General features: G+C 60.3%; 20 protein-coding genes. 1 reads left to right on the top strand and 19 read right to left on the bottom strand.

Annotated features, from left to right (window positions below; translation table 11 throughout):
* Window positions 1–41 precede the first annotated feature (41 nt).
* From EB809_RS08545 to leuC, 15 genes are all read right to left on the bottom strand, one after another.
* On the bottom strand, window positions 42–1,265 hold the full coding sequence (locus EB809_RS08545) for an O-succinylhomoserine sulfhydrylase (RefSeq protein ID WP_123634401.1): 1,224 nt from the start codon (window positions 1,263–1,265) through the stop codon (window positions 42–44).
* Between the two features lie 18 nt (window positions 1,266–1,283).
* Window positions 1,284–2,807, bottom strand: a complete 1,524-nt coding sequence (gene purF, locus EB809_RS08540; protein WP_123634400.1) for an amidophosphoribosyltransferase — start codon at window positions 2,805–2,807, stop codon at window positions 1,284–1,286.
* A 6-nt stretch (window positions 2,808–2,813) separates the two neighbouring features.
* Window positions 2,814–3,380, bottom strand: coding sequence for a CvpA family protein (locus EB809_RS08535; RefSeq protein ID WP_123634399.1), 567 nt, complete (start codon window positions 3,378–3,380; stop codon window positions 2,814–2,816).
* Window positions 3,381–3,477: 97 nt separating this feature from the next.
* The gene (locus tag EB809_RS08530; protein WP_123634398.1) at window positions 3,478–4,155 is read right to left on the bottom strand and encodes an SPOR domain-containing protein; all 678 of its coding nucleotides are present in this window, start codon (window positions 4,153–4,155) and stop codon (window positions 3,478–3,480) included.
* Between the two features lie 150 nt (window positions 4,156–4,305).
* Complete coding sequence (gene folC / locus EB809_RS08525; RefSeq protein WP_123634397.1) at window positions 4,306–5,571, bottom strand: bifunctional tetrahydrofolate synthase/dihydrofolate synthase; 1,266 nt, start codon at window positions 5,569–5,571, stop codon at window positions 4,306–4,308.
* Window positions 5,555–6,487 (bottom strand): acetyl-CoA carboxylase, carboxyltransferase subunit beta, encoded by a 933-nt coding sequence (gene accD / locus EB809_RS08520; protein WP_123634396.1) that lies wholly within the window; start codon window positions 6,485–6,487, stop codon window positions 5,555–5,557. Before accD ends, folC begins: the two co-directional genes overlap by 17 nt.
* Window positions 6,488–6,540: 53 nt before the next feature.
* Window positions 6,541–7,353, bottom strand: coding sequence for a tryptophan synthase subunit alpha (gene trpA / locus EB809_RS08515; protein ID WP_123634395.1), 813 nt, complete (start codon window positions 7,351–7,353; stop codon window positions 6,541–6,543).
* An 18-nt stretch (window positions 7,354–7,371) separates the two neighbouring features.
* Window positions 7,372–8,580, bottom strand: coding sequence for a tryptophan synthase subunit beta (trpB, locus tag EB809_RS08510; protein WP_263316983.1), 1,209 nt, complete (start codon window positions 8,578–8,580; stop codon window positions 7,372–7,374).
* 1 nt (window position 8,581) lies between these two features.
* The gene (locus EB809_RS08505) at window positions 8,582–9,202 is read right to left on the bottom strand and encodes a phosphoribosylanthranilate isomerase (RefSeq protein ID WP_123634393.1); all 621 of its coding nucleotides are present in this window, start codon (window positions 9,200–9,202) and stop codon (window positions 8,582–8,584) included.
* Entirely contained in the window at window positions 9,199–10,104 is a 906-nt protein-coding gene (gene truA / locus EB809_RS08500) for a tRNA pseudouridine(38-40) synthase TruA (RefSeq protein ID WP_123634392.1), read from the bottom strand. Before truA ends, EB809_RS08505 begins: the two co-directional genes overlap by 4 nt.
* 90 nt (window positions 10,105–10,194) lie before the next feature.
* Complete coding sequence (locus EB809_RS08495) at window positions 10,195–13,344, bottom strand: FimV/HubP family polar landmark protein (RefSeq protein WP_123634391.1); 3,150 nt, start codon at window positions 13,342–13,344, stop codon at window positions 10,195–10,197.
* A 416-nt stretch (window positions 13,345–13,760) separates the two neighbouring features.
* Window positions 13,761–14,876 carry an aspartate-semialdehyde dehydrogenase gene (gene asd, locus EB809_RS08490; protein ID WP_123634390.1) on the bottom strand — a complete coding sequence of 372 codons (1,116 nt, stop codon included), beginning with the start codon at window positions 14,874–14,876 and terminating at the stop codon, window positions 13,761–13,763.
* Window positions 14,877–14,995: 119 nt separating this feature from the next.
* Complete coding sequence (leuB, locus tag EB809_RS08485; RefSeq protein ID WP_123634389.1) at window positions 14,996–16,069, bottom strand: 3-isopropylmalate dehydrogenase; 1,074 nt, start codon at window positions 16,067–16,069, stop codon at window positions 14,996–14,998.
* Between the two features lie 24 nt (window positions 16,070–16,093).
* Window positions 16,094–16,747, bottom strand: a complete 654-nt coding sequence (gene leuD / locus EB809_RS08480) for a 3-isopropylmalate dehydratase small subunit (RefSeq protein WP_123634388.1) — start codon at window positions 16,745–16,747, stop codon at window positions 16,094–16,096.
* A gap of 11 nt (window positions 16,748–16,758) precedes the next feature.
* Window positions 16,759–18,177: a 3-isopropylmalate dehydratase large subunit gene (gene leuC / locus EB809_RS08475; protein ID WP_123634387.1), complete on the bottom strand. Its 1,419-nt coding sequence runs from the start codon at window positions 18,175–18,177 to the stop codon at window positions 16,759–16,761.
* 165 nt (window positions 18,178–18,342) lie between these two features.
* On the opposite strand from leuC, the gene EB809_RS08470 reads away from it, so the two are divergent.
* The gene (locus EB809_RS08470; RefSeq protein ID WP_123634386.1) at window positions 18,343–19,209 is read left to right on the top strand and encodes a LysR family transcriptional regulator; all 867 of its coding nucleotides are present in this window, start codon (window positions 18,343–18,345) and stop codon (window positions 19,207–19,209) included.
* On the opposite strand, the gene EB809_RS08465 is transcribed toward EB809_RS08470, so the two are convergent.
* The 4 genes from EB809_RS08465 to EB809_RS08450 all read right to left on the bottom strand — a co-directional run bounded on the left by EB809_RS08465 (window position 19,206) and on the right by EB809_RS08450 (window position 23,568).
* Window positions 19,206–20,345 carry an MFS transporter gene (locus EB809_RS08465; RefSeq protein ID WP_223807887.1) on the bottom strand — a complete coding sequence of 380 codons (1,140 nt, stop codon included), beginning with the start codon at window positions 20,343–20,345 and terminating at the stop codon, window positions 19,206–19,208. The genes EB809_RS08470 and EB809_RS08465 overlap by 4 nt on opposite strands.
* A 41-nt stretch (window positions 20,346–20,386) precedes the next feature.
* A complete protein-coding gene (gene aroC, locus EB809_RS08460) occupies window positions 20,387–21,493 on the bottom strand; it encodes a chorismate synthase (protein WP_123634384.1) in 1,107 nt (368 codons plus the stop codon).
* Window positions 21,494–21,518: 25 nt separating this feature from the next.
* Window positions 21,519–22,412 (bottom strand): 50S ribosomal protein L3 N(5)-glutamine methyltransferase, encoded by an 894-nt coding sequence (gene prmB / locus EB809_RS08455; RefSeq protein WP_123634383.1) that lies wholly within the window; start codon window positions 22,410–22,412, stop codon window positions 21,519–21,521.
* An 82-nt stretch (window positions 22,413–22,494) separates the two neighbouring features.
* Window positions 22,495–23,568, bottom strand: a complete 1,074-nt coding sequence (locus EB809_RS08450) for a patatin-like phospholipase family protein (RefSeq protein WP_123634382.1) — start codon at window positions 23,566–23,568, stop codon at window positions 22,495–22,497.
* Window positions 23,569–23,572 lie beyond the last annotated feature (4 nt).

Raw genomic sequence — 23,572 nt, 5'->3', positions numbered from 1 at the left:
GACTGGCTACGGCTCATTTCAGAGCAGACTTCCTTCTGTTGTTAGCGCGTCAATGCGTCCAACCCTCGGGCCAGGTCGGCCTTAAGGTCGTCGATGTCTTCCAGACCCACCGACACCCGGATCAGGTTCTCGGTGATCCCGGCTTCCGCCTTATCCTCCGGCGAAAGCCGGCCGTGCGTTGTGGTCGCCGGATGAGTGACGGTGGTACGGGTGTCGCCCAGATTTCCAGTGATGGAAATGATCTGGGTGGCATCGATCACCTGCCAGGCTTCGGCCCGCTCGCCCTTCACCCGAAAAGACAGAACCCCGCCGTATCCTTTCTGCTGCTTGCCCGCCAGAGCATGCTGAGGGTGCGACGTCAGGCCCGCATAAAAAACACGCTCGACTGCAGGATGTTGCTCCAACCATTGCGCCAACTCTAACGCACTGGCGCAGTGGGCGCGCATACGGATTGGTAACGTTTCCAACCCCTTAAGGAACACCCACGCGTTAAATGGACTCAAGCTCGGCCCAGCCGAACGCATGAACCCGTACACTTCTTCCATCAACGCATTGGAGCCAATCACCACCCCCCCAATACAGCGGCCCTGGCCGTCAAGGTACTTGGTGGCGGAATGGATCACGATGTCGGCTCCGTATTCAAACGGACGCTGCAAAATCGGCGTACAGAAGCAGTTATCCACCACGAACAGCGCGTCGTTGGCGTGGGCCAGATCGGCCAGCGCCTGCAGGTCGGCCACCTCACACAGCGGATTGGATGGCGTTTCCAGGAACAGCATCCTGGTTTCCGGGCGCACAGCGGCCCTCCAGGCGTCCATATCCGTCAGGCTGACAAACGTCGTCTCGACCCCGAATCGTGCCAGGTATTTCTGGAACAGCACGTTCGTCGTTCCAAAAACACCGCGGGAACAGACCACGTGATCGCCGGACTGCAACAGCGCCATGCAGGTGCTGAGGATGGCTGCCATCCCGGAAGCGGTTCCAACCGCACGCTCGCCCCCTTCCATCGCCGCGATGCGGGCTTCGAAGGCTTGAACGGTGGGGTTGGTGAAGCGGGAATAGATGTTCCCCGGTTCTTCCCCGCCAAACCGAGCCGCCGCCTGGGCCGCGCTGCCATAGACAAAGCTTGAGGTGGGAAAAATGGCGTCACTGTGCTCCAGCTGCGCCGTGCGGATCTGCCCTGCCCTCACGGCCAGCGTATCCACGGAAACCCCTTCCAGGTCGGATTCCGGAATCAATGCGTGCTCTTCTCGGATCTTGCTCATCGCCTTGGGCCCCGTGATTCAGTCTTCGTCGTTGTGGAGATCGATAATGGCATTATCAGACGACATCCCCGGGTCTTTCTTCGCCTTGTTGCTCTCGCCACGCTGGGTTTCCAGGTTGGCCAGATAGGCGGCGTCAATATCGCCGGTGATGTAGTTGCCGTCGAAAACGGAGCATTCCCAGGCCTCGATTTCGGGGTTCACGTCGTTGACACAGGTGATGAGATCTTCCAGATCCTGGTACACCAGCCAGTCCGCCCCGATCAGCTTCTGGATTTCCTCGACGGTACGGTCGTGGGCGATCAGCTCGCTGGCCGCCGGCATATCGATACCGTACACATTGGGGTAACGCACGGGCGGTGCCGCCGAGGCGAAGTAAACCTTGCGCGCACCGGCGTCACGGGCCATCTGCACGATTTCCTCGCAGGTGGTGCCGCGTACGATGGAATCGTCCACCAGCATGACGTTCTTGCCCTTGAACTCCAGATCGATCGGGTTCAGCTTCTGGCGAACGGACTTCTTGCGCATTTTCTGGCCCGGCATGATGAACGTCCGGCCGATATAACGGTTCTTGATGAAGCCTTCACGGAACTTCACGCCCAGCCGGTGGGCCATCTGCATGGCCGAGGTTCGGCTGGTGTCGGGAATCGGCATGACCACATCGATGTCGTGATCCGGGCGCTCATGCAGGATCTTGTCCGCGAGGGTCTCCCCCATGCGCAGGCGCGCCTTGTAGACCGACACTTTATCCAGGATGGAATCCGGGCGGGCAAAATAGACGTGCTCGAAAATGCACGGGATCAGGTGCGGCTCACGGGCGCACTGCTGCGTGTAAATTGTGCCGTCCGTTTCAATATAGACCGCCTCGCCCGGTTCAATATCACGAACCAGCTTGAAGCCCGCCGCGTTCAGCGCGACGCTCTCGGAGGCAATCATGTATTCCTTGCCGGCTTCGGTTTCCCGCACGCCGTAGCAAGCCGGACGAATGCCCCGGGGATCCCGGAAACCCACGATGCCATAACCAGTGATCATGGCAATGGCCGCATAGGCGCCGCGGCAGCGCTCGTGGACGGCACTGACGGCAGCAAAAATTTCATCCTTGGTGGGATTCAGCTTGCCCAGCTTCTGCAGCTCGTGGGCAAAAACGTTCAGCAGCACCTCGGAATCGGAATTGGTGTTGATGTGACGCAGGTCGGTGCGGAACAGGTCCCGGCTGAGGTCATCCGCATTGGTCAGGTTGCCGTTGTGGGCCAGCGTGATGCCGTATGGGCTGTTGACATAGAACGGCTGGGCTTCGGCAGAACTGGACGAACCAGCTGTCGGGTAGCGTACATGCCCGATCCCCACGTTACCTACGAGGCGGCGCATGTGCCGCGTACGAAACACGTCGCGAACCAGGCCGTTGTCTTTACGCAGGTAAAAGCGTTCGTCCTGGAAGGTTACGATGCCGGCCGCATCCTGCCCCCGGTGCTGAAGGACCGTCAACGCGTCGTAGAGCGACTGGTTGACGTTAGAGGTACTTACGATACCGACAATGCCACACATGGGTGTTTACTTCTCCAGTACAGAAATCATGGCTTCGTTGCCCGGTTGCGTCTGAACCGCCTTGGCAGGGTCGTCAGCGGGTCCGAGGAAACGTTCAAATTCATCGCCCAGCATGCGCCGGGACCACTGCTCGACCATTGCCAGACGCCCGATCATCACCGACTGTTTCCACCAGGTATCCTGGGAAAGCGGCGTGTAGCGGACAAAGGCGATGGCCACAATCACGACAAGCAGCCCGCGCAGCAAACCGAACCCCATCCCCAGCACACGATCCGTGGCGGACAGGCCGGTCGCAACGACGAGCTGACCAATCAGATTATTGATAACGGCACCCACGATCAGGGTACCAAAAAACAGGATCGCAAAGGCAGCGATTAGCCGGACCAACGGCGTTTCCACCGTACTCTCCAGCAGCATCTGCATCTGCGGATGGAACGTGCGGGCAATAATGAAGGCGGCAATCCAGGTGACGAGCGACAGCGCCTCCCTGACAAACCCGCGCTTGAGGCTGATCAGGGTCGAAACTGCAATGATGGTAATGATGACCCAGTCTATCCAGATCAGCGCGTTCATGGTCGACCCACTAACGAATTCAGGAAGCGCGGATTCTATCAGGAAACCGGGTCACACCAAACCTTGACGACCGCCGCGAAGACCGGCTGCACGCCTCTCACTGATCGCCGGACATCACCAGGCTGTTCAGTTTGAACGCCTTGTCCAGTTGAGACTTGGCGGAATTGGCTTCATCTTCACTGACAAAAGGCCCGGAGAAGACGCGGGTCAGGGTAAGATCGCCCCGCTTGACGCTCTCGGTGTAGGCGGCATACCCCTTGTCCCGAACCTCGTCACGCAGGCGCAGCGCGTTCTTCTGGTTACCGAAGCTGCCCAACTGCACCAGCCAGGCGCCCTTCATGGTCTGCTTGAATTCGGCCTCGTCGGCCGGTTCCGGCTCGCTTTGCTGTGGCGCCGTGGCCACCTGGTTGGCAGGCTCGCTGGAAGACGTGGGAGCGGGTTCGGGCGACGGCTCAGGCGCGGAGGCCGTTTGCTGCGGCTCGGTCATGGCGCCGTCCTGTTGAGGCGATGTAACCGTCGGCGCAGCAGCTTCAGGTTGCTCTTCGATGCTATAGGCCGGAGCGCTGCCCTGTGAGGCGTCCTCACTGCCGGTGGTCACTGGAGACTGGCCACCCTGGTCCTGAATATCCACCTTTGGGAAGGCCGGCTCTTCCGGCAACTTGATCTGTTGAGTGGTTCGCTCTGTGTGCGGTTCATCGAACAGCATCGGGACAAAGATAACAGCCAGTGATATCAGTACCAGGGCGCCGACAATGCGCTGCTTCAGACCATCCACAGGAAGCGTTCCTCTCTGTTTGGGGGAAGATTCTGACCGGATACTAACGCCCACGGCTACAGAACACAAAGCGAGACGCCGAGAATGACGGAAGTTTAAGGCGCGCTGGATGCATGCCTGAACCGTCCTAAAACGGCGGGAATGTTTCCATCAGTACAACAAGGCACTGCGGGCAGCAGCCACCGTAAAGAAGGAGCCAAAAACGATGATGCAGTCGTTTTCCGACGCCCCCTGACGGGCCGCCTCGATCGCCTCGGCCACACCGGCTGACTGCTCAATGAAACCGCCTTCGCCCAATACGGGCGCTACCCGCTCGACCAGCGCCTCGATATCCAGGCCACGCGGGACGTCCAGAGGCGCCAGGAACCATCGATCGACCACCGGCGCCATCGCCGAGACGACGCCGGCCGTGTCCTTGTCAGACAGACACGCATACACGGCCCGAACCTCGCCTTTGACCGCCAGGGTATCGATCCGCTCACGAAGCCAGCGGGCCGCGTGCGGGTTATGGCCCACATCGACGTAAAGTGCCGGTGATGTCAGCAAACGCTCAAAACGACCCGCCACACGGACCTCGGCCAACGCCTGGCCAACCGCTTCGGCCGGCATGTCCGGCTCGAGCAGACGAATCGCCTGGACCGCCGCCGCCAGACTGCGCTCCGGCAAACCGGTCTCGGGCAAATTGACGCGCCAGTCTTCAGTGGTCACCCGGCGTACCCCGGAAGCCTCAGCTTCCAGCCGGTAGTCCACACCGAAGCGGTGAAGCTGAACCTTCTGCGCCGCGGCCTGCTGCAATACCGACCGGGGCGGGTCGTCTTCACCGTAGATGGCGTTCTGCCGATAGCGCAGGATTCCGGCTTTCTCAAAGCCGATCTGATCGCGATTGTCGCCGAGCCAGGCGGTGTGATCGAGATCGACGGAGGTGATGATGGCGAGATCCGCATCGAGCACATTGACCGCATCCAGACGGCCGCCAAGCCCGACTTCCAGGATCCAGTCCTCAATCCCCGCATCCCGGAACAGCACAAAAGCAGCGAGGGTACCGTATTCGAAATAGGTCAGACTGACCTGGCGGCGAGCCGCTTCAACGGTCTCGAAGGCGTTGACCAGCGCCACGTCCGAGACGTCCTCGCCGTTCAGGCGGACTCGTTCGTTGTAGCGCTGTAAATGCGGCGACGTATAGGCGCCGACTTTACGCCCACGGGACAGCAGGAGTCGCTCGATGGCGGCCACCGTCGTCCCTTTCCCATTGGTGCCGCCAATGGTGATGATGCGTGCCTTCGGCTTTTGAGGGAACAGGCGGCGCAGGACCAGCAGTACCCGATCCAGGCCCAGTTCAATTTCGGTGGGATGCAGCGCTTCGAGATAGGCGAGCCACTGATCGACAGTGGCTCCGGCTTCAGGCGCTCGGGGCATCGGGGATGTCTGCTTCGTCACCGTCGGCCTCGACCCGCGTCACTTCCTCGGGTTCCGGCGCTTCCTGACCCGTGAACTTGGCCAGGACGGACGCGATGCGGAAGCGCATGTCATGACGCTCCACAATCATGTCGATGGCGCCATGCTCCAGCAGGAACTCACTGCGCTGAAAACCTTCCGGCAACTTTTCCCGAACCGTCTGTTCGATGACGCGAGGACCGGCAAAACCGATCAGCGCATAAGGTTCCGCGACATTCAGGTCGCCCAGCATCGCCAGACTGGCCGACACACCGCCGAACACCGGGTCGGTCAAGACAGAAATAAATGGAATGCCCGCTTGCTTCATGCGCTCCAGTGCGGCAGCCGTCTTGGCCATCTGCATCAACGACAGAATGGCTTCCTGCATACGGGCACCGCCACTGGCAGAGAAGCATACCAACGGAATGCCTTCTTTCAGGGACACGTTGACCGCCTGCACGAAGCGCTCGCCGACCACCTGCCCCATGGAGCCGCCCATGAAGTTAAACTCGAAGGCACAGGCCACCAAAGGCAGGCCCAGCGTACGGCCGCGCATAACCACCAGTGCGTCTTTTTCCCGGGTGCCTTTCTGGGCTGACGCCAGACGGTCCTTGTAGCGTTTGCTGTCCTTGAACTTGAGACGATCCCAGGGTTCCAGATCGGTGCCGATCTCCTCGCGACCGTCCTCGTCCAGGAAGATATCCAGGCGCCGGCGCGCGGTCACCCGCAGGTGGTGCTGGCACTTCGGACACACGTCGAGGTTCTTGTCGAGTTCCGGCTTGTAGAGGAAGGCACCGCACTTGGGACATTTCTTCCAAAGCCCTTCCGGCACGCTGGTTCTCTGCTTGGAATCCGAGCGAATCATGCTCGGCATGATCTTGTCCAGCCAGTTACTCATGATGTCTTCCCGTTGTTCGTTCCTGTTGGGCCTGAACCTGCCGGAAGCCCGGATCAGGACGCCAGTTCGTCCAGGGCTTCGCGCATGGGTTTCAGGAGGTTGACCAGAGAGGACTTCAACGCCTCAATGTCGTCCTGATTTTTGGCAATTGTATCGACCAGGACACTTCCCACAATTACACCATCGGATACCCGACCCACGGCCGCGGCCGTTTCAGCATTGCGAATCCCGAAACCAACGCCCACCGGCACCGACGTCAGTGCATGGATGCGACTGACTTTCTCGGCCACATCGTCGACATCCAGTTGGGCCGAACCGGTCACGCCCTTCAATGAAACATAGTAGATGTAGCCGGAACTGTGCTGGCTGATGGCGCGAATGCGATCTTCCGTGGTGGTCGGTGCCAACAGGAAAATCGGGTCCAGGCCCCGCTCGGCAAACAGCGGCGCTACGTCTTCGGCTTCTTCTGGGGGCAGATCAACGGTCAGAACGCCGTCGACCCCGGCGGCTTTGGCCGCATCGGAAAACGCCTCGTATCCCATCGCCTCGACCGGATTCAGATAGCCCATCAGGACAATCGCGGTTTTGTCATCCCGGCTTCGGAACGTTTTGACCATCTCCAGCACCTGGCGCAGCGATGTGCCGTGTTCGAGCGCCCGCTCACAGGCGAGCTGGATCACCGGGCCATCGGCCATGGGATCCGAAAAAGGCACGCCCAGCTCAATGATGTCGGCGCCCGCTTCGACCAGCGTATGCATTAACTCAACGGTCCGGTCCGGGTGCGGATCACCGGCAGTGATGTAAGGGATCAATGCCTTTCGGCCCTGCCCCTTGAGTGCCTGCAATACAGATTGAATACGACTCATGCGTTTCCCCAGATCCTGTTAAATCTCAATACCATCGAGCTGCGCGATGGTATGGATGTCCTTGTCGCCGCGGCCGGAAACATTGATCACCACCATCTGGTCCTTGTCCATCGACGCGGCCAGCTTGGTGGCGTAAGCCACCGCATGTGCGCTTTCCAGCGCGGGCATAATGCCTTCAACGCGGGTCAGCTTGCGGAAACCGTCCAGCGCCTCGTCGTCGGTGACCGAGACATACTGCGCCCGGCCGACATCCTTGAGCCAGCTGTGCTCGGGACCCACGCCCGGATAATCCAGGCCGGCGCTGACGGAATGGGTTCCGGCGATCTGGCCGTTCTCGTCTTCCATCAGATAGGTCCGGTTGCCGTGCAATACGCCCGGACGCCCCGCACAAAGCGGTGCCGCATGCTGACCCGACGACAACCCGAGCCCACCCGCTTCAACACCGTACATCGCGACGCTTTCGTCGGTCAGGAAGGGATAGAACAGTCCAATCGCGTTAGAGCCGCCACCTACGCAGGCCACCAGCGCATCGGGCAGACGGCCCGCCTGCTCAAGCGATTGTCGGCGAGTCTCCCGACCGATCACCGCCTGGAAATCCCGCACCAGCATGGGATAAGGATGGGGGCCGGCCACGGTGCCGATAATATAGAAGGTCTCGTCGACGTTGGTGACCCAGTCGCGCATGGCTTCGTTCATGGCATCCTTGAGGGTCTTGGTACCGCTCTCGACCGCATGAACTTCCGCACCCAGCAGCTTCATGCGGTATACGTTCAATGACTGACGCTTGACGTCTTCGGAACCCATGAACACGTGGCATTCAAGGCCCAAACGGGCACAGACGGTAGCCGTGGCGACCCCGTGCTGGCCGGCGCCGGTTTCGGCGATGACCCGTTTCTTGCCGAGGAAGCTGGCCAGCAGCGCCTGACCGATGGTGTTATTCACCTTATGGGCGCCGGTGTGGTTGAGATCTTCCCGTTTGAGCCAGATCTGCGCCCCTCCGGTTTCCCGGGTCAGCCGTTCGGCAAAATACAGGGGGCTGGGGCGACCGACGTAATCGGCCAGATCCTTGTCAAAGGTGGCCTGGAATTCCGGATCGTCACGCAGCTTGAGATACTCGGTCTCCAGCTGCATCAACGAGTCCATCAGCGTTTCGGATACAAAGCGACCACCGTAGGCCCCAAAATGGCCCCGGGTATCCGGCAACGCACGCAGCATCTCTTCAGTCAGCTTAACCGACACGGTTCACCTCTCTGATAAATTCAATGATCCGGGACGGGTCCTTGATCCCCTTCTCCCGTTCAACGCCCCCACTGACATCGACCGCCCATGGCCTAACGGCCTCCACGGCGCCCGCTACGTTAGCAGAGTTCAAACCACCGGCCAATATCAAGGGTTTGGGACGCTCACCGGGTATCAGCGACCAGTCGAATGTCTGACCGGTGCCGCCGAATCGCTGTGGGTCATAAGCGTCAACCAACAAGCCGGAGGCCTGGCTGTATGTGTCATACGCCGACTCGATGTCGGCCCGGGTCTGTACCCGTACCGCTTTCATCCAACGCCGCCCGAACTGCTCACAGAATGCAGGTGCTTCATCACCATGAAACTGCAGCAGCGACAGGCCTGCGTTGTCCATCACGTTACGCACAAACGAGGCATCCGGGTTAACAAACAGACCCACGGTTTCGACAAACGGCGGTAAGGCACGAACAATGGCGGCCGCCTGCGCAACGTCAATCGCCCGGGGGCTGGGTGCGTAAAACACGAATCCGATGGCGTCCGCTCCGGCCTCGACAGCCACCAAAGCGTCCTCCAGGCGTGTGATGCCACAGATCTTGACTCGGGTTCTCATTCTGACGCACTCCACTGTTTCCTGAAGACCGGCCCCTGAACCAGTGCCTGCTGTTCCGGCGTAAACCAGGGCTGCATAAACTCCGGTCCGGGCGCCTCGCCGGGAATACCCGATCCCTCGGGGTAGCCCACGCTCACCAGGTAAAGGCCGTGGGCCGGACCGGTCACGTCCGCCTGCCGACGGTCCCGCTGCTCCAGTATCTCACGGATCCATTCCACCGGCTGCTTGCCATTCCCAACGGCCATCAGGGCGCCGGCGATGTTGCGCACCATGTGATGCAGGAAGGCATTCGCCTGGATATCAATGACGACATAATCGCCATGGCGGGTGACGCGGATAAAGTGCACGTTTCGATGCGGTGTCCGGGACTGGCAACCCGCAGCCCGGAATGACGAGAAGTCGTGCTCGCCAACGAGCGACTGCGCCGCCTGATGCATGCGCTCCTCATCCAGCGGCCGGAATGTCCAGGCCACCTGGTTGCGCAGGATGCCCGGCCGGACCGGATGGTTAAAGATGACGTAACGGTAGCGACGGCTGATGGCGCTGAAGCGGGCGTGGAAATCGTCGGCCATCTGCCCCGCCCAACGGACGGCAATGTCACCACGCAAAGCCGTATTCACACCCATGATCCAGGAACGGTAGCTGCGCACCGCCCGGGTTTCGAAGTGAACCACCTGGGCTGAGGCGTGAACGCCGGCATCGGTGCGGCCCGCGCAGACCAGATCCACGGTTTCATTGGCCACCCGGGACACGGCTTGCTGTAACTGGCCTTCTACGGACGGCACGCCCGATTTCTGCTGCTGCCAGCCATGAAATGCGGCGCCGTCGTATTCGAACAACAAGGCGACCCGCCCATTGCCGATCGGCGCATCCTGATCAAATTCTGCGGATGTGGGTAACAACGTGGATTAAACCATTCAGGGAATAGCGGAAACAAAAACGCCGGAGGGAATCCCTCCGGCGCTCCGTAGCAGTGCTGACAGTATAACGGATCAGGCCAGGTTTTTAAGCAGGTCCTGAGCTTCTGTCTTCTGGTCGTCACTGCCTTCAATGGCCACTTCTTCGAGAATGTCGCGGGCGCCATCGGAATCGCCCATCTCGATGTAGGCCCGGGCAAGATCCAGCTTGGTAGCCGCTTCATCCGTACCGGCGAGGAAATCGAAGTCGTCTTCGTCATCCAGCGACGCTTCGTCGAAGTCCATCATGTCGCTTTCCTTGCGAGTTTCGGCCACCGGTTTTTCTTCCGATTCAGTCGACTCATCCTCGACGGACTCCTCGGCGGTCGGGATATTCTCCTCGTCATCCGCGTCGGCCAGGGAATCTTCCAGGTTCAGCTCTTCGTCCAACTCCGGAATCTCGTCATCGGCCAGCGGCTCTTCCTGATCGTCGGTGGGCGCTTCCGCGACCTCTTCCATCAGGGCCAGATCCTCGTCGGAAACATCAAGCTCCAGCTCGTCCAGAGTGTCTGCAGATTCGGATTCAGCCGGCTCCTGGTCCGTTTCGTTGGCGACCTTTTCCAGCTCGGCGTCCAGGTCGTCGAGGAACGACTCATCCAGATTGCCCTGCTCGTCGGTTGCCAGCTCGGGCTCTTCTTCAAGCGGCGGCAGCTCGTCATCACTGGTGGCGCGATCGGCTTCCGCCGAACCTTCGTCTTCAAGGAGACTGTCGTCGAGTTCGAGAGATCCGAAGTCCTCTTCGCTCAGTTCCGGTTCGTCCGCCGCGTCTTTACGCTCGGTGTCTTCATCGAAATTGAAATCAAGGTCGAGATCGTCCGCAGCGGCAGCTTCCTCAGCCCTGGATTCCGGCTCGGCCGACTCATCCGTGCTTGCGATGTCCTCTTCTTCAAAATCGAGACCGGAAATGTCGTACTCGATCGGAGCATCCGAATCCTTGCGCGCCTCTTCGTCGCCCTCGAGAACCGGCTCTTCATCCAGCTCAAGGGAATCGAAATCCAGGTCTTCGTCGGTCGCAGTCTCGGGCTCGCCCTGCGACGGAGCTTCCGCCTCGCTGTAAGAAGACGCTTCGGACGCCTCGCCGTAAAGGCTGGCGAACGTGTCCTCGGTGGTCTCTTCGGTCGACGGGGAGCTCACTTCTGAACGCAGTTGCGATTCCAGATCGTCAATGCTGGGCGTGGATTCCGCTTCTTCAAGGCGATCATGAAGTACCTGAGCTTCGGCCATGGCCTGCTCGTCGTCCAGCGCTTCCAGTTCGCTGTACTGCTTTTCGAAAGCCGCCCGATCTTCGTTTTCGGCGTACACGGCCAGCAGTTTCAGGCGCAGATCGGTCCGGCTCGGCTCGCGGGAGATGGCTGATTCCAGCATCTCGGCAGCCTGGTCGTGACGGCCATAGGCGATGTAGGCATCGGCCTCCGCCAGAGCGTCCTTCTCTTCGCCTTCTTCGTGATCCGATTCCCCGCCCAGATCGATATGGTCATCGTCGTGGGCTGATTCTTCGTTGAGTTGCTCGTAGAAGGCCTTTTCACGATTCGCATTGCGGCGGGCCAGCAGACCGAGCAGCAACAGGACCAGTATCGCGGCACCACCACCGGCGATCTGATACAGACGGTTATTCTTGAACTCTTCAACGATGTTGCCGACGAAACCTTTGTCCTCAACCGCAGGCTCACTCGACTGGGCCGCCGGTTTGGCCGGCTCTGCGGGCTTCGGTGCTTGCTGTTCAGTTTCTGCCGGTGTAGCCGCCGTATTCTCGGACGGTTCTTCGGACATCGCCTCTTCGTCGGCTGAAGGTGCCTGAGCTGTCGCTTCGGCTTCGCCAGAGGAGGCTTCAGGCTGTTCCATCATGCCTTCGTCAGACGATGCTTCATCGCCCGCGGCCATATCACCGCCTGCCATCGCCGACTCGGACTCGCCGCCGGTCGATGCCATTTGCTCGCCTTCCGACGCGCCCGGTTTTTCTGCGTCAGACGCTGCCTCAGACCCGGTGCCCGCATCAGCTGCGCCGGCCGGAGCGGAGCTTGCGGACTCCCCTTCAGCCTCCGCTGTGGCGGTCTCACCAGATTTGCCAGCCTGGGCCTGCATTTCGGCCAGCTGAGAATTCTTCAACTCGACAAGGCGCTGCATGGTGGCCAGTTGCGCTTCGAGATCCTCAACCCGGGAGTTGAGCTCTTCGTTTTCGCGCTCGGCCTTGTCCAGTTGCTCCATCACCACTTCGGTGCTGCCTTCCTTGCCACCGGCAACACCTTCGGCTCCGCCCGAGGAAGCGCCTTTTTCCGGGCTGGTGGAGTCGTTGCCTGCACTCAGGCGCAACTCGTCACCACTTCGGGCCGGCTGCGACGACGCCTGCCCCGGTTGCTGCCCGGTTGCGTCAACCGTCTGCGCAGGCTTTTTAAGCGCCTGGTTCTGTGCAACAACCTGCTGATAGGCCTGCTGGCTGGTGCGCGATTCAATCTGCTCGGCGGTTGGAATACGCAGTACCTGGCCGCGCTTCAGACGGTTGATGTTGCCGTCCATAAAGGCATCGGGATTCTGGTCCTGCAACGCCAGCATGACTTGCTGCGGCGTATAGCTGTCATCCGGGCGCACTTGCAGCGCAATGCCCCAGAGGGTGTCCGAAGGTCCGGTGGGCCCGAAGGTCCGACCGTCAGAACGCGAAGACGGGCTGGAAGTCGGCGTGCTCGCCCGGCGCGGTTGCGATGACGCGGCCGCTCGGGAGGGCGTACTGGCCTGGCTGCGACTGGACGGCGCCTGGACAGGCTGGGCGACAGAGTCACCCACCTTCTCCGCATACACCGGCGGATCCAGCAGCATCGAGTACTCGCGCAGAAGTTTGCCGTTTGGCCAGGTGACTTCAATCAGGAAGTTCAGGTACGGCTCGCGAACCGCCTGTTTGGTGGTGACGTGGATGACCAGCTGCCCATTGGGTGCCGTGGCCACGTTGAACTTGAGATTGGTAAGGAAAAATTCACGATCGATACCGACCCGGTCAAAGACTTCCTGAGACGCCAGATTGACGTACACCTCATTCGGGCCCACACCACCTGTGTTGCGAAGCTCTATATCCGCGTCGAGGGGTTGATTAAGATAGGATTGAAGCTCCACTTCGCCGAGCCCGAGCGCGTTAGCAACGCCTGAGCCGAGCCCTCCTACCAGAGCCAGCGCAACCGCAAGTTTGCGTACCTTCATGCTTTTTCCTTACCAGTCTCCGTTATTCGTTACTGCCGTCTGTAATTCAGACTCGGACGAGGTTGGATGACTTTCGTCTTTCATTTCTTGTTGTCGAGTGTCGATCTGAGGATTACGTCTGCGAAAGTATTGTTGATAAAGCCCTCTTTATCAATCGATCAGCGATATTGTTTGTAATTGTTGTTAAACAAATGTTCGGAAGATGCTGTTCAGCTGGCGAAAATTCACTCGCCGATACCTTTTTTCACCCCGAAAACAACCGGTTCTGACCCGATTGTCCGCTATAAAGACAAATCAGTTCTGTCACCAAAAATAACAGGGGCGAAAGCCTAATGCAGCTTTCGCCCCTGACTCAACGCCCCAAAGGGGACGCAGTTAGCATTTCCACCCCGCCTTCGCGACGTGAAAATGGCGCGTTAGCGCTCCTGCAGAATCCGCAGCATCCGGCGCAGCGGTTCGGCCGCACCCCAGAGCAGCTGGTCACCCACGGTGAACGCGGAAATGTATTCCGGACCCATGGCCAGCTTGCGGATGCGGCCGATCGGCACACTCAACGTGCCGGTGACCTTGGCCGGTGTCAGCTCTTCCATGCTGGCTTCACGATCATTGGGAACGACCTTGACCCAGTCATTGGACTTCGCCAGCAGCGATTCAATCTCGCTCACCGGGATATCCTTGCGCAGCTTGATGGTCAGCGCCTGGCTGTGACTGCGCATGGCGCCGATGCGCACGCAGATGCCGTCGATCGGGATCGGGCTGTCGCTGCGACCCAGGATCTTGTTGGTTTCACTTTGCGCTTTCCACTCTTCCTTGCTCTGCCCGCTTTCCAACTGCTTGTCGCAGTAGGGAATCAGGCTGCCGGCCAGCGGCACACCGAAGTTATCGGTCGGAAACCCGGAAGAACGCATGGTTTCAGTGACCTTGCGATCGATTTCCAGAATCGCGGAACCCGGGTCGGCCAGCTCATCGGAAACGCTGCCATGCAACTGCCCCATCTGGCTCAGGAGCTCGCGCATGTTCTGGGCACCCGCGCCGGAAGCGGCCTGATAGGTCATTGGAGAGATCCACTCGATCAGATCGTTCTCCAGCAGACCGCCCAGGGCCAGCATCATCAGGCTCACGGTACAGTTGCCACCGATGTAGTCCTTGACGCCGCGGTTCAGTGCATCGTCGATGACGTTGCGGTTGACCGGGTCCAGGACGATGACGGAATGGTCCGCCATGCGCAGCGTGGAGGCGGCATCGATCCAGTAGCCGTCCCAGCCGGATTCACGCAGCGGCCCGAAAACCTTGCTGGTGTAATCCCCCCCCTGACAGGTGACGATGACGTCCATGTCCCGGAGCGCGTCCAGGTCAAAGGCGTCTTTGAGTGCCGGTACATCAGCCTTGCCCACATCGGGCGCCGGCTGACCGGCCTGGGATGTTGAGAAAAAGACCGGATTGATGTCCGCGAAGTCATTTTCTTCCTGCATGCGCTGCATGAGGACAGAGCCCACCATACCGCGCCAGCCAATAAGTCCAACTCGCTTCATGTGCGACTTTTGAACCTCGTTCTGTGCCGGCCCGCTTCCCCTTTTGCAGGGACCGGACCGGATGAATGATCCTGCGGCGGCAACATCCAGCCGTCGTCAGGTCTATGATTCATACCCGATCAAAGCGCTTCCAATACCGCGTCACCCATTTCCCGGGTGCTGACGCGGGAGGCGCCTTCGGACATGATATCCGCAGTCCGCAGGCCTTTGTCGAGCACCGCACTGACGGCGGTTTCGATGGCTTGCGCTGCTTCTTCCGCTCCCAGACTGTACCGCAGCATCATCGCGGCCGACAGAATGGTCGCCAGCGGGTTGGCAATGCCCTGACCCGCAATGTCCGGGGCGGAACCGTGGCAGGGCTCGTACATCCCCTGCTTTTCCGCATTCAGTGATGCGGACGGCAACATGCCGATGGAACCGGTCAGCATGGCCGCTTCGTCGGAAAGAATATCACCAAACATGTTGCCGGTCACAATCACATCAAACTGTTTCGGCGCCTTGACCAGCTGCATGGCCGCGTTGTCGACGTACATGTGGGACAGTTCGACATCCGGATAGTCCTTCGCCAGATCCGTCATGATCTCACGCCAGAGTTCGGTCACTTCCAATACGTTGCACTTGTCCACGGAACACAGCTTGCCGCCGCGCTGCTGGGCGGCTTCAAAGGCGACGCGGCCGATGCGGCGAATCTCGGATTCACTGTAGACGTAGGTGTTGTAGCCCTGGCGCTCCCCGTTATCCAACTCGCGCACGCCGCGAGGCTGGCCGAAGTAGATGCCACCGGTCAGCTCGCGAACGATCAGGATGTCCAGACCGGAGACGACTTCCGGCTTCAGCGAAGAGGCCGAGGCCAGCTGCGGATACAGGATGGCCGGACGCAGGTTGGCGAACAGCTCCAGGTTCGAGCGCAGTCCCAGCAACCCTTTTTCCGGGCGAATGGCAATTTCCAGACCTTCCCACTTCGGACCGCCGACAGCGCCCAGCAGGATGGCATCGGCCTTCTGGGCCTTTTCCAGCGTGCTGTCCGGCAGAGGAACGCCGGTCGCATCAATTGCAGCACCGCCCACGTCGGCACTGTCGAAATGAAGACCCAGGTCGAACTTTTCGTTGACCTTATGCAGGACGCGCTCGGCTTCAGCGACGATTTCCGGGCCAATGCCGTCACCCGGCAGCAGCAGAACAGACTGACTCATATCCTTGGTTTCCTGTTGTCTCTGTTATGAATGGGTGATGGCGTCAAACAACCAGGGCGCGCTCTGGCGACGGGCCGCTTCGTAGGACTTGATGGCATCGCTGTCTTCCAGGGTAACGCCGATGTCGTCGAGGCCGTTGACCAGGCAATGCTTGCGGAACGGATCCACGTCGAAGCTGAAACGCTCGCCGGACGGGGTGACCACTTCCTGCGCCGGCAGATCCACTTCGATTTGATAGCCTTCCTTTTCGGCGACTTCAGCGAACAACCTGTCGACAATTTCTTCATCCAGAACAATCGGTAACAGACCATTCTTAAAGCAGTTGTTGTAAAAGATGTCGGCAAAGCTCGGCGCAATAATCACCCGGAAGCCATAGTCATCGAGGGCCCAGGGCGCGTGCTCACGGCTGGAGCCACAGCCAAAGTTGCGCCGGGCCAGCAGGACGCTGGCTTCCTTATAGCGCGGCTGATTGAGGAAGAAGTCCGGATTCAATGGCCGCTGGGAGCAGTCCTGATCCGGTTTGCCTTCGTCCATATAACGCAGCTCGTCGAACAGGTTCGGCCCGAAGCCGGTCCGCTTGATCGATTTCAGGAACTGCTTGGGGATGATCATATCCGTGTCCACGTTGGAACGATCCATCGGGGCCACGACGCCTTTATGATGACTGAATGCACGCATGGTTGGGCTCCTTAGTGAACCAATTCACGAACGTCGGTGAAATGACCGGCAATCGCCGCAGCGGCTGCCATCGCCGGACTGACCAGGTGGGTCCGGCCGCCGAAGCCCTGCCGTCCCTCGAAGTTCCGGTTGGACGTGGACGCGCAATGCTCACCCTGGCCCAGCTTGTCGGCGTTCATGGCCAGACACATGGAGCAGCCCGGATCCCGCCATTCCAGACCCGCCTCGATGAAGATCTTGTCCAGGCCTTCCTGCTCGGCCTGAGTCTTGACGAGTCCGGAGCCCGGTACGACCATCGCCTGCTTGAGCGACGGTGACACCTTACGGCCCTTGACCACGGCCGCCGCCTCGCGCAGATCCTCAATGCGGGAGTTAGTGCAGGAGCCGATAAACACCCGGTCCAGCTTGATCTCGGAAATCGGCATGTTCGGCTTCAGCCCCATGTACTGAAGCGCACGTACGATGCCTTCGCGCTTGATCGGATCCGCTTCCTTGTCAGGATCCGGGACCTGACCGTCAACGCCGGTGACCATCTCCGGTGACGTGCCCCAGGTGACCTGCGGCATGATGTCGGCACCGTCCAGCTCAACCACTTTATCGAACTCGGCATCCGCATCGCTGTGAAGGTTCTTCCAGGCGGCAACTGCGGCTTCCCACTGATCGCCTTTCGGCGCATAGGGACGGTCTTTGACGTAGTTGATGGTGGTGTCGTCGACCGCCACCATACCCACCCGGGCGCCGGCTTCGATGGACATGTTGCAGATGGTCATCCGCGCTTCCATGGACAGATCGCGGATTGCCTCACCGCCGAATTCGATCGCATAACCGGTACCGCCGGCGGTGCCGATCTTGCCGATAATGGCCAGCACGACGTCCTTGCCCGTCACACCGGGACCCAGCTTGCCGTTCACCTTGACCAGCATGTTCTTCATCTTCTTCTGGACCAGGCACTGGGTCGCCAGCACGTGCTCCACTTCCGACGTGCCGATGCCGTGCGCCAGCGTGCCGAATGCACCGTGGGTCGAGGTGTGGGAATCACCACACACGATGGTCATACCCGGCAACGTCGCACCCTGCTCCGGCCCGATGACGTGAACGATGCCCTGGCGCTGATCCTTGATCTTGAATTCCAGGATGCCGAACTCATCGCAGTTCTTGTCGAGGGTTTCCACCTGGATGCGGGAGACCGGATCGACGATGCCGTCGATGCCACGGTCGCGGTCGGTGGTCGGAACGTTATGGTCCGGCGTGGCCAGGTTGGCGTCCAGACGCCAGGGGCGGCGGCCGGCAATGCGCAGACCTTCAAAGGCCTGGGGCGATGTGACTTCGTGCAGCAGATGACGATCGATATAGATCAGCGCAGAACCGTCGTCGCGCTGCTTCACCAGGTGATCGTCCCACAATTTATCGTACAAGGTCTTTCCAGCCATGGGGCCTCCCTCAACCGCGATGTAAACATCGCTTCTCATCAGGTCATCGTTATTGATGATTCATGATAACGCCGCGACTATGATAACCTCAATTCATGTTATTTATAGATCGCATTCCATATAGGAATTCGATAACGGAGAATCGACAAAGAGGCATGCCCCACCATGGATACCCAGGCGCTGTCCGCCTTCGTCGCGATCGTGGACCATCAATCCTTTTCCGAGGCGGCCGAGGCGCTCCACCTGACCCAGCCGGCCGTGAGCAAGCGCCTCGCCTCCCTGGAAAACCAGCTGGGCGCGCCGCTGGTCGAGCGAGGGCAACGCAGCTTCAGCCTGACCGAATCCGGCCGGCGATTGTTGCCCTACGCGCGCCGCATCCTGGATGAACTCCACAACGCCCGGCTCGATCTGTCAGCCACCACCGGCCGGATTGGTGGGCGGCTGCCGGTCATCGCCAGCCACCATATAGGCCTGCACCACCTCCCGGCCTGGTTGCGCCGCTTCAACCGGGACTATCCGGACGTCACCCTGGAATTGCAGTTCATGGATTCGGAAAGCGCCTTCGACCATCTGAAGCGCCGGACGTGTGAACTGGCCTTTGTCACCCTGAGCGATGCCATGGATCGTCAGTTCGACATCAAGGCGCAATGGGAGGATCCCATGGTATTCGTCGCCGGCACCACTCATCCGCTCGCGAGTATGCCGCAGCCGGAGCTGAGTGACCTGGCCCGCTACGATGCGCTGCTGCCCGATACAAAAACCGCCACCTATCGCGTCATCAGCCGATTGTTCATGGCCGAAAACCTCACGCTCCGATTGCAGATGCCCACCAACTACCTGGAAACCATCAAGATGATGAGCAGCGTGGGATTGGGCTGGAGTGTCCTGCCGCGCAGTATGGTGGATAACAGCCTGACGGTGCTGCCGATTCGGCATGAGGTGTCACGAATGCTCGGGGGTATTGGCCTGGAAGGGCGCAGCCTGAGCCCCGCGGCGGAGGCGCTGCTCGACATTGCGCGAGAGCTGCATTAGTGAGCGTCGGCATACTCAGGCGGCGATCGCAGCCAGATGGCAGCGATCATCAGCGCCATCCCGATCGCGACAGCACTTCCCCAGAACGCCAGTGCCGTTCCCTGCCATTCGACCAGCAGACCGGACAGCCAGGCGCCCACCGCGCCCCCGGCGCCGTAGGTCAGCCCACTGTAGAGGGCCTGCCCCTGACCGTGGTGCTGATGGCCGAAATAGCTGTGGATGTAGTTGACCGACACCGCGTGTAGCGCCCCGTACGAGGCCGCGTGCAGCAGTTGGGCAAACACGAGGATGGGGACATCCGCCGAATATTCGGCGATCAGCATCCAGCGCAGGCCGGTCAGGACCAGCGCGCCAATTGCGATGGTCCGTGCCGAATACCGTCGAAACACCCGATGCATCACGATGAACAGCACGATCTCGGCGGCCACCCCCAGCGACCAGAGCAGTCCGACACTGAACTTGTCGTAGCCCAGGCTTTCCAGGTGAATGCTGAAAAACGTGTAGTAGGCGCCATGAGAGACCTGCAGCAGGAAATTCATGGCGAAAAACGCGAGGACCGTCGATTGCATCACGATCGCCCGCAGGCCGCCGGGTTCCGTTTGCGGGCGGATCTGGCCCTGCCGGGACGGCACGCAGAAAGCGGCAACCGCAATCCCGAAGAACAGCGGCATCAGGATGGCCGGAAGCCATTCAAGGGGAAGATACTCGAGGATCAGCCCTACGAGCGCCACCGAGGCGATAAAGCCGACGCTCCCCCAAAGCCGGACGCGCCCGTACCGCGCCCGGTCCTTTCCCAGTCCCTGCAGGGTAATGACTTCATAAAGCGGAAGGATGGCGTTCCAGAAGAAGGTGAACGCCAGCATCACCAGCATCAGGCCATAGAAGCCCGGCTCCAGAAAAACGCCGGTAAAGCAGATGGCCCCGACCACTGACCCCAGACGGACCAATCGCACCCTTTGACCGGTGCGGTCGCCGAGCCAGCCCCAGACGTTGGGCGCAACGATCTTGGTGAGCTGGATGGTCGCCATCAGGGCGGCAATCTGCAGGTAGCTGAATCCCCGATCTTCCAGATACAGGGACCAGTACGGCAACATTGCGCCCAACAGCGCAAAGAACCAGAAATAAAGGTTGGACAGACGCCAGTAGATAGCTGCTCCCGCCTATTTCCGTCCCGGATTCAATCCCGGCTGCGCCCTTTCTCGATATCCGGCGTATCGACACGGACATCACCGTTCTGGGCACGGTGACGCAGATAGTGGTCCATCAGCACGATGGCCATCATGGCTTCGGCGATTGGCGTTGCGCGGATACCGACACAGGGGTCGTGCCGTCCGGTCGTCACGACTTCCACCGGGTTGCCGTGAACATCGATGCTCTGGCCCGGGAGCCGCAAGCTGGATGTGGGCTTGAGGGCAATGCTTGCGAGAATCGGCTGACCGGAACTGATGCCGCCCAGCACGCCGCCGGCGTTGTTGGACAGGAAGCCTTCCGGCGTGAGCTCGTCACGGTGCTCCGTACCCTTCTGGGTCACCGAACCAAAACCGGCACCGATCTCCACGCCCTTGACGGCGTTGATGCTCATCAGCGCGTGGGCCAGATCCGCATCCAGACGGTCGAAGATCGGCTCGCCCAGCCCCGGCGGTACGCCGTCGGCCACCACGTTGATGCGGGCGCCGATGGAGTTGCCTTCCTTACGGAGGGCGTCCATGTAATCTTCGAGCTCCTGGATGCGATCGGCATCCGGGCAGAAGAACGGGTTCTCGTGCACCTGGGACCAGTCCAGTTTGTCGATGACAATGGGTCCCAGCTGGGACAGATACCCGCGCACGCGGATGCCCAGTCGCTCTTCCAGGAATTTACGGGCAATCGCCCCCGCCGCCACTCGCATAGCGGTTTCCCGTGCCGAGGAACGACCACCACCACGGTAGTCCCGCACACCGTACTTGTGCATATAGGTATAGTCGGCGTGGGCTGGGCGGAACTGATCCTTGATCTTGGAATAGTCCTTGGAACGCTGGTCGGTGTTTTCGATCAGCAGGCCAATCGGCGTGCCCGTGGTCTTGCCTTCGAACACTCCGGACAGGATCCGCACCTCATCCGGCTCGCGACGCTGCGTGGTGTGACGGGAGGTGCCCGGCTTACGCAGATCCAGATCGCGCTGCAGGTCTGCTTCTGTCAGCGACAGTCCCGGCGGACAGCCATCGACAATCGCGCCCAGCGCCTGGCCGTGACTTTCACCAAATGTGGTGACCGTGAACAGCTTTCCAAACGTATTTCCAGACATAGATCAGGTTCTTATCAGTGAATCTTCAAATAGTTTCCAGGTCTTCGCGGGTCAGCACGAAGACGCCATCGCCGCCCTGCTCAAACTCGATCCAGGTGAACGGGATATCCGGCCGCGCCTGCTGCAACGCCACCCAGCTGTTGCCCACTTCGACCACCAGCAGACCGTTCTCGGTCAGGTGATCGCGGGCTTTTTCCAGAATGCGATAGGCGATATCCAGACCGTCATCACCGGCCGCCAGGCCCAGTTCCGGCTCGTACTGGAACTCGTCCGGCATATCCGCCAGATCTTCCGCGTCCACATAGGGCGGGTTGCTGACGATGAGATCGTAACGCCCCTCCACCTGATCCAGCACATCGGAGTGAACCGCCCTCACCCGATGTCCCAGACCGTGCAGGTCGATGTTACTGCGGGCCACATCCAGCGCCTCTTCCGAGATATCGGCAAGATCGACCTCGGCGTCATCAAAGACCGTCGCCGCGGCAATACCGATGCAGCCGCTGCCGGTGCACAGATCCAGAATGCGGTGTACCGGCTTGTCCGCCAGCCAGGGCTGGAATCCCTGCTGAATCAACTCGGCAATCGGCGAGCGCGGCACCAGCACCCGATTGTCCACATGAAACGGCAGGCCCATGAACCAGGCTTCCCCCAGCAGATACGCCACGGGGACCCGCTCATCAATCCGCTGTTCCATCCGCTCCAGAATCAGGGCGCGCTCTTCACGGGTCAGTCGGGCGTCCAGGAACACCGTGTTGTTTTCGAGAGGTAGGTTGACGCTGCGCAGCACGAGGTGGACGGCTTCGTCCCAGGCGTTGTCGGTACCGTGGCCGTAAAAAATATCCGATCCGGCAAACCGGGACGTGACATAACGCAGCAGGTCGCGAATCGTAAACAGTTGGTCAGCAGGCTCTTGGGACACCAGGCACAGTTCCTTGGACACACATAAAATGGAAAGCCTGCATTATACGCAGGTTTGCAGGGATTTGTGGCGTCCAATACCGCTATGGAGACAGCAGACCGGAACTGGCTTCCTCGTTCTCGAAACGATCCAGTGCCTGCTCCATGCGCTCACGCCCTAACTGAATCATCTCCGGCGCCTTGTGATAGTCGTAGGTGCGGCAGGCGTCCTTGGGCACGTTCACCAACATATCCGGTGGATAGCCGGCGATCTTGTATTGGATCAGCGCGCTCTGCATGGTTTCGATGGTCATGTTCATGATGTCGAACTTGCCGATCCCCAGCTTGTCCCAGGCGATGGTTTCGGTACCGTCCTCCATCGTGTCAGCGTCGTCGGAGACTTCCTCCGCCATCTCTTCCCGGGCTTCGCCGGTCGGTTCGGCATCGGCCGATCCCTTGCCTCCAAAAGAGCGTAGGAGATCCCAGTCAAACCAGCGTGAGGCCTTCGTGCGCATGCGGTCCACCCAGTCGTCGAAATCATGCTCGCCGGTTTCGTTGTAGATGTCGTCCGGCAACCGGTACGTGCTGCGATCTTCACCGGCCAGATTAACCGCAAAGATGTAGTCCGCATGGGCCGCGATGGTGGGGATAATGGGCAGCGGGTTCAACAGGGCTCCGTCGACGAGCACCCGCCCGTTCAGGACAACCGGCGTAACCACGCTGGGAATGGCGATGGAGGCGCGAATGGCCTGGTGCAACGAGCCTTCCTGGAACCAGATCTCCTTATGCGCCAGAAGATCCGTAGCGACGGCGGTGAATGCCACGGGGAGATCTTCGATACGGGTGTCGCCAATCATATCCCGCACCACGGAAAACACCTTGTCGCCCCGAATGGCCCCCGCGGGTGACAGGGACACGTCAAGCAGCTTGAGCACGTCGAACTGTTTAAGGCCGGTGACCCAATCCTTATAGGCCTGCATCTGGCCGGCCGAATAGACGCCGCCAATCAGCGCCCCCATGGAACAGCCGGCTATCGCAATGATGTCGTAGCCGCGCTCTTCAAGAACTTCGATCGCACCGATATGGGCATAGCCACGGGCTCCACCGCTGCCCAGCACAAGGGCGCAGGTCCGGCGGGGGCGTTCGGTTTTCGGGGTCGATGGCTGCTCTGACGGCATCGGG

Source organism: Marinobacter sp. R17 (genome assembly GCF_003789045.1).
GTDB lineage: Bacteria > Pseudomonadota > Gammaproteobacteria > Pseudomonadales > Oleiphilaceae > Marinobacter_A > Marinobacter_A mangrovi.
This window is presented reverse-complemented; position numbering and strand designations above follow the sequence as displayed.

What these genes read in the sequence shown, in the direction of transcription:
- EB809_RS08545 (WP_123634401.1), bottom strand. Translation starts at nt 1,265, where the DNA reads ATGAGCAAGATCCGAGAAGAGCACGCATTGATTCCGGAATCCGACCTG.
- purF (WP_123634400.1), bottom strand. Translation starts at nt 2,807, where the DNA reads ATGTGTGGCATTGTCGGTATCGTAAGTACCTCTAACGTCAACCAGTCG.
- EB809_RS08535 (WP_123634399.1), bottom strand. Translation starts at nt 3,380, where the DNA reads ATGAACGCGCTGATCTGGATAGACTGGGTCATCATTACCATCATTGCA.
- folC (WP_123634397.1), bottom strand. Translation starts at nt 5,571, where the DNA reads ATGCCCCGAGCGCCTGAAGCCGGAGCCACTGTCGATCAGTGGCTCGCC.
- accD (WP_123634396.1), bottom strand. Translation starts at nt 6,487, where the DNA reads ATGAGTAACTGGCTGGACAAGATCATGCCGAGCATGATTCGCTCGGAT.
- trpA (WP_123634395.1), bottom strand. Translation starts at nt 7,353, where the DNA reads ATGAGTCGTATTCAATCTGTATTGCAGGCACTCAAGGGGCAGGGCCGA.
- EB809_RS08505 (WP_123634393.1), bottom strand. Translation starts at nt 9,202, where the DNA reads ATGAGAACCCGAGTCAAGATCTGTGGCATCACACGCCTGGAGGACGCT.
- EB809_RS08495 (WP_123634391.1), bottom strand. Translation starts at nt 13,344, where the DNA reads ATGAAGGTACGCAAACTTGCGGTTGCGCTGGCTCTGGTAGGAGGGCTC.
- asd (WP_123634390.1), bottom strand. Translation starts at nt 14,876, where the DNA reads ATGAAGCGAGTTGGACTTATTGGCTGGCGCGGTATGGTGGGCTCTGTC.
- leuB (WP_123634389.1), bottom strand. Translation starts at nt 16,069, where the DNA reads ATGAGTCAGTCTGTTCTGCTGCTGCCGGGTGACGGCATTGGCCCGGAA.
- leuD (WP_123634388.1), bottom strand. Translation starts at nt 16,747, where the DNA reads ATGCGTGCATTCAGTCATCATAAAGGCGTCGTGGCCCCGATGGATCGT.
- leuC (WP_123634387.1), bottom strand. Translation starts at nt 18,177, where the DNA reads ATGGCTGGAAAGACCTTGTACGATAAATTGTGGGACGATCACCTGGTG.
- EB809_RS08470 (WP_123634386.1), top strand. Translation starts at nt 18,343, where the DNA reads ATGGATACCCAGGCGCTGTCCGCCTTCGTCGCGATCGTGGACCATCAA.
- aroC (WP_123634384.1), bottom strand. Translation starts at nt 21,493, where the DNA reads ATGTCTGGAAATACGTTTGGAAAGCTGTTCACGGTCACCACATTTGGT.
- EB809_RS08450 (WP_123634382.1), bottom strand. Translation starts at nt 23,568, where the DNA reads ATGCCGTCAGAGCAGCCATCGACCCCGAAAACCGAACGCCCCCGCCGG.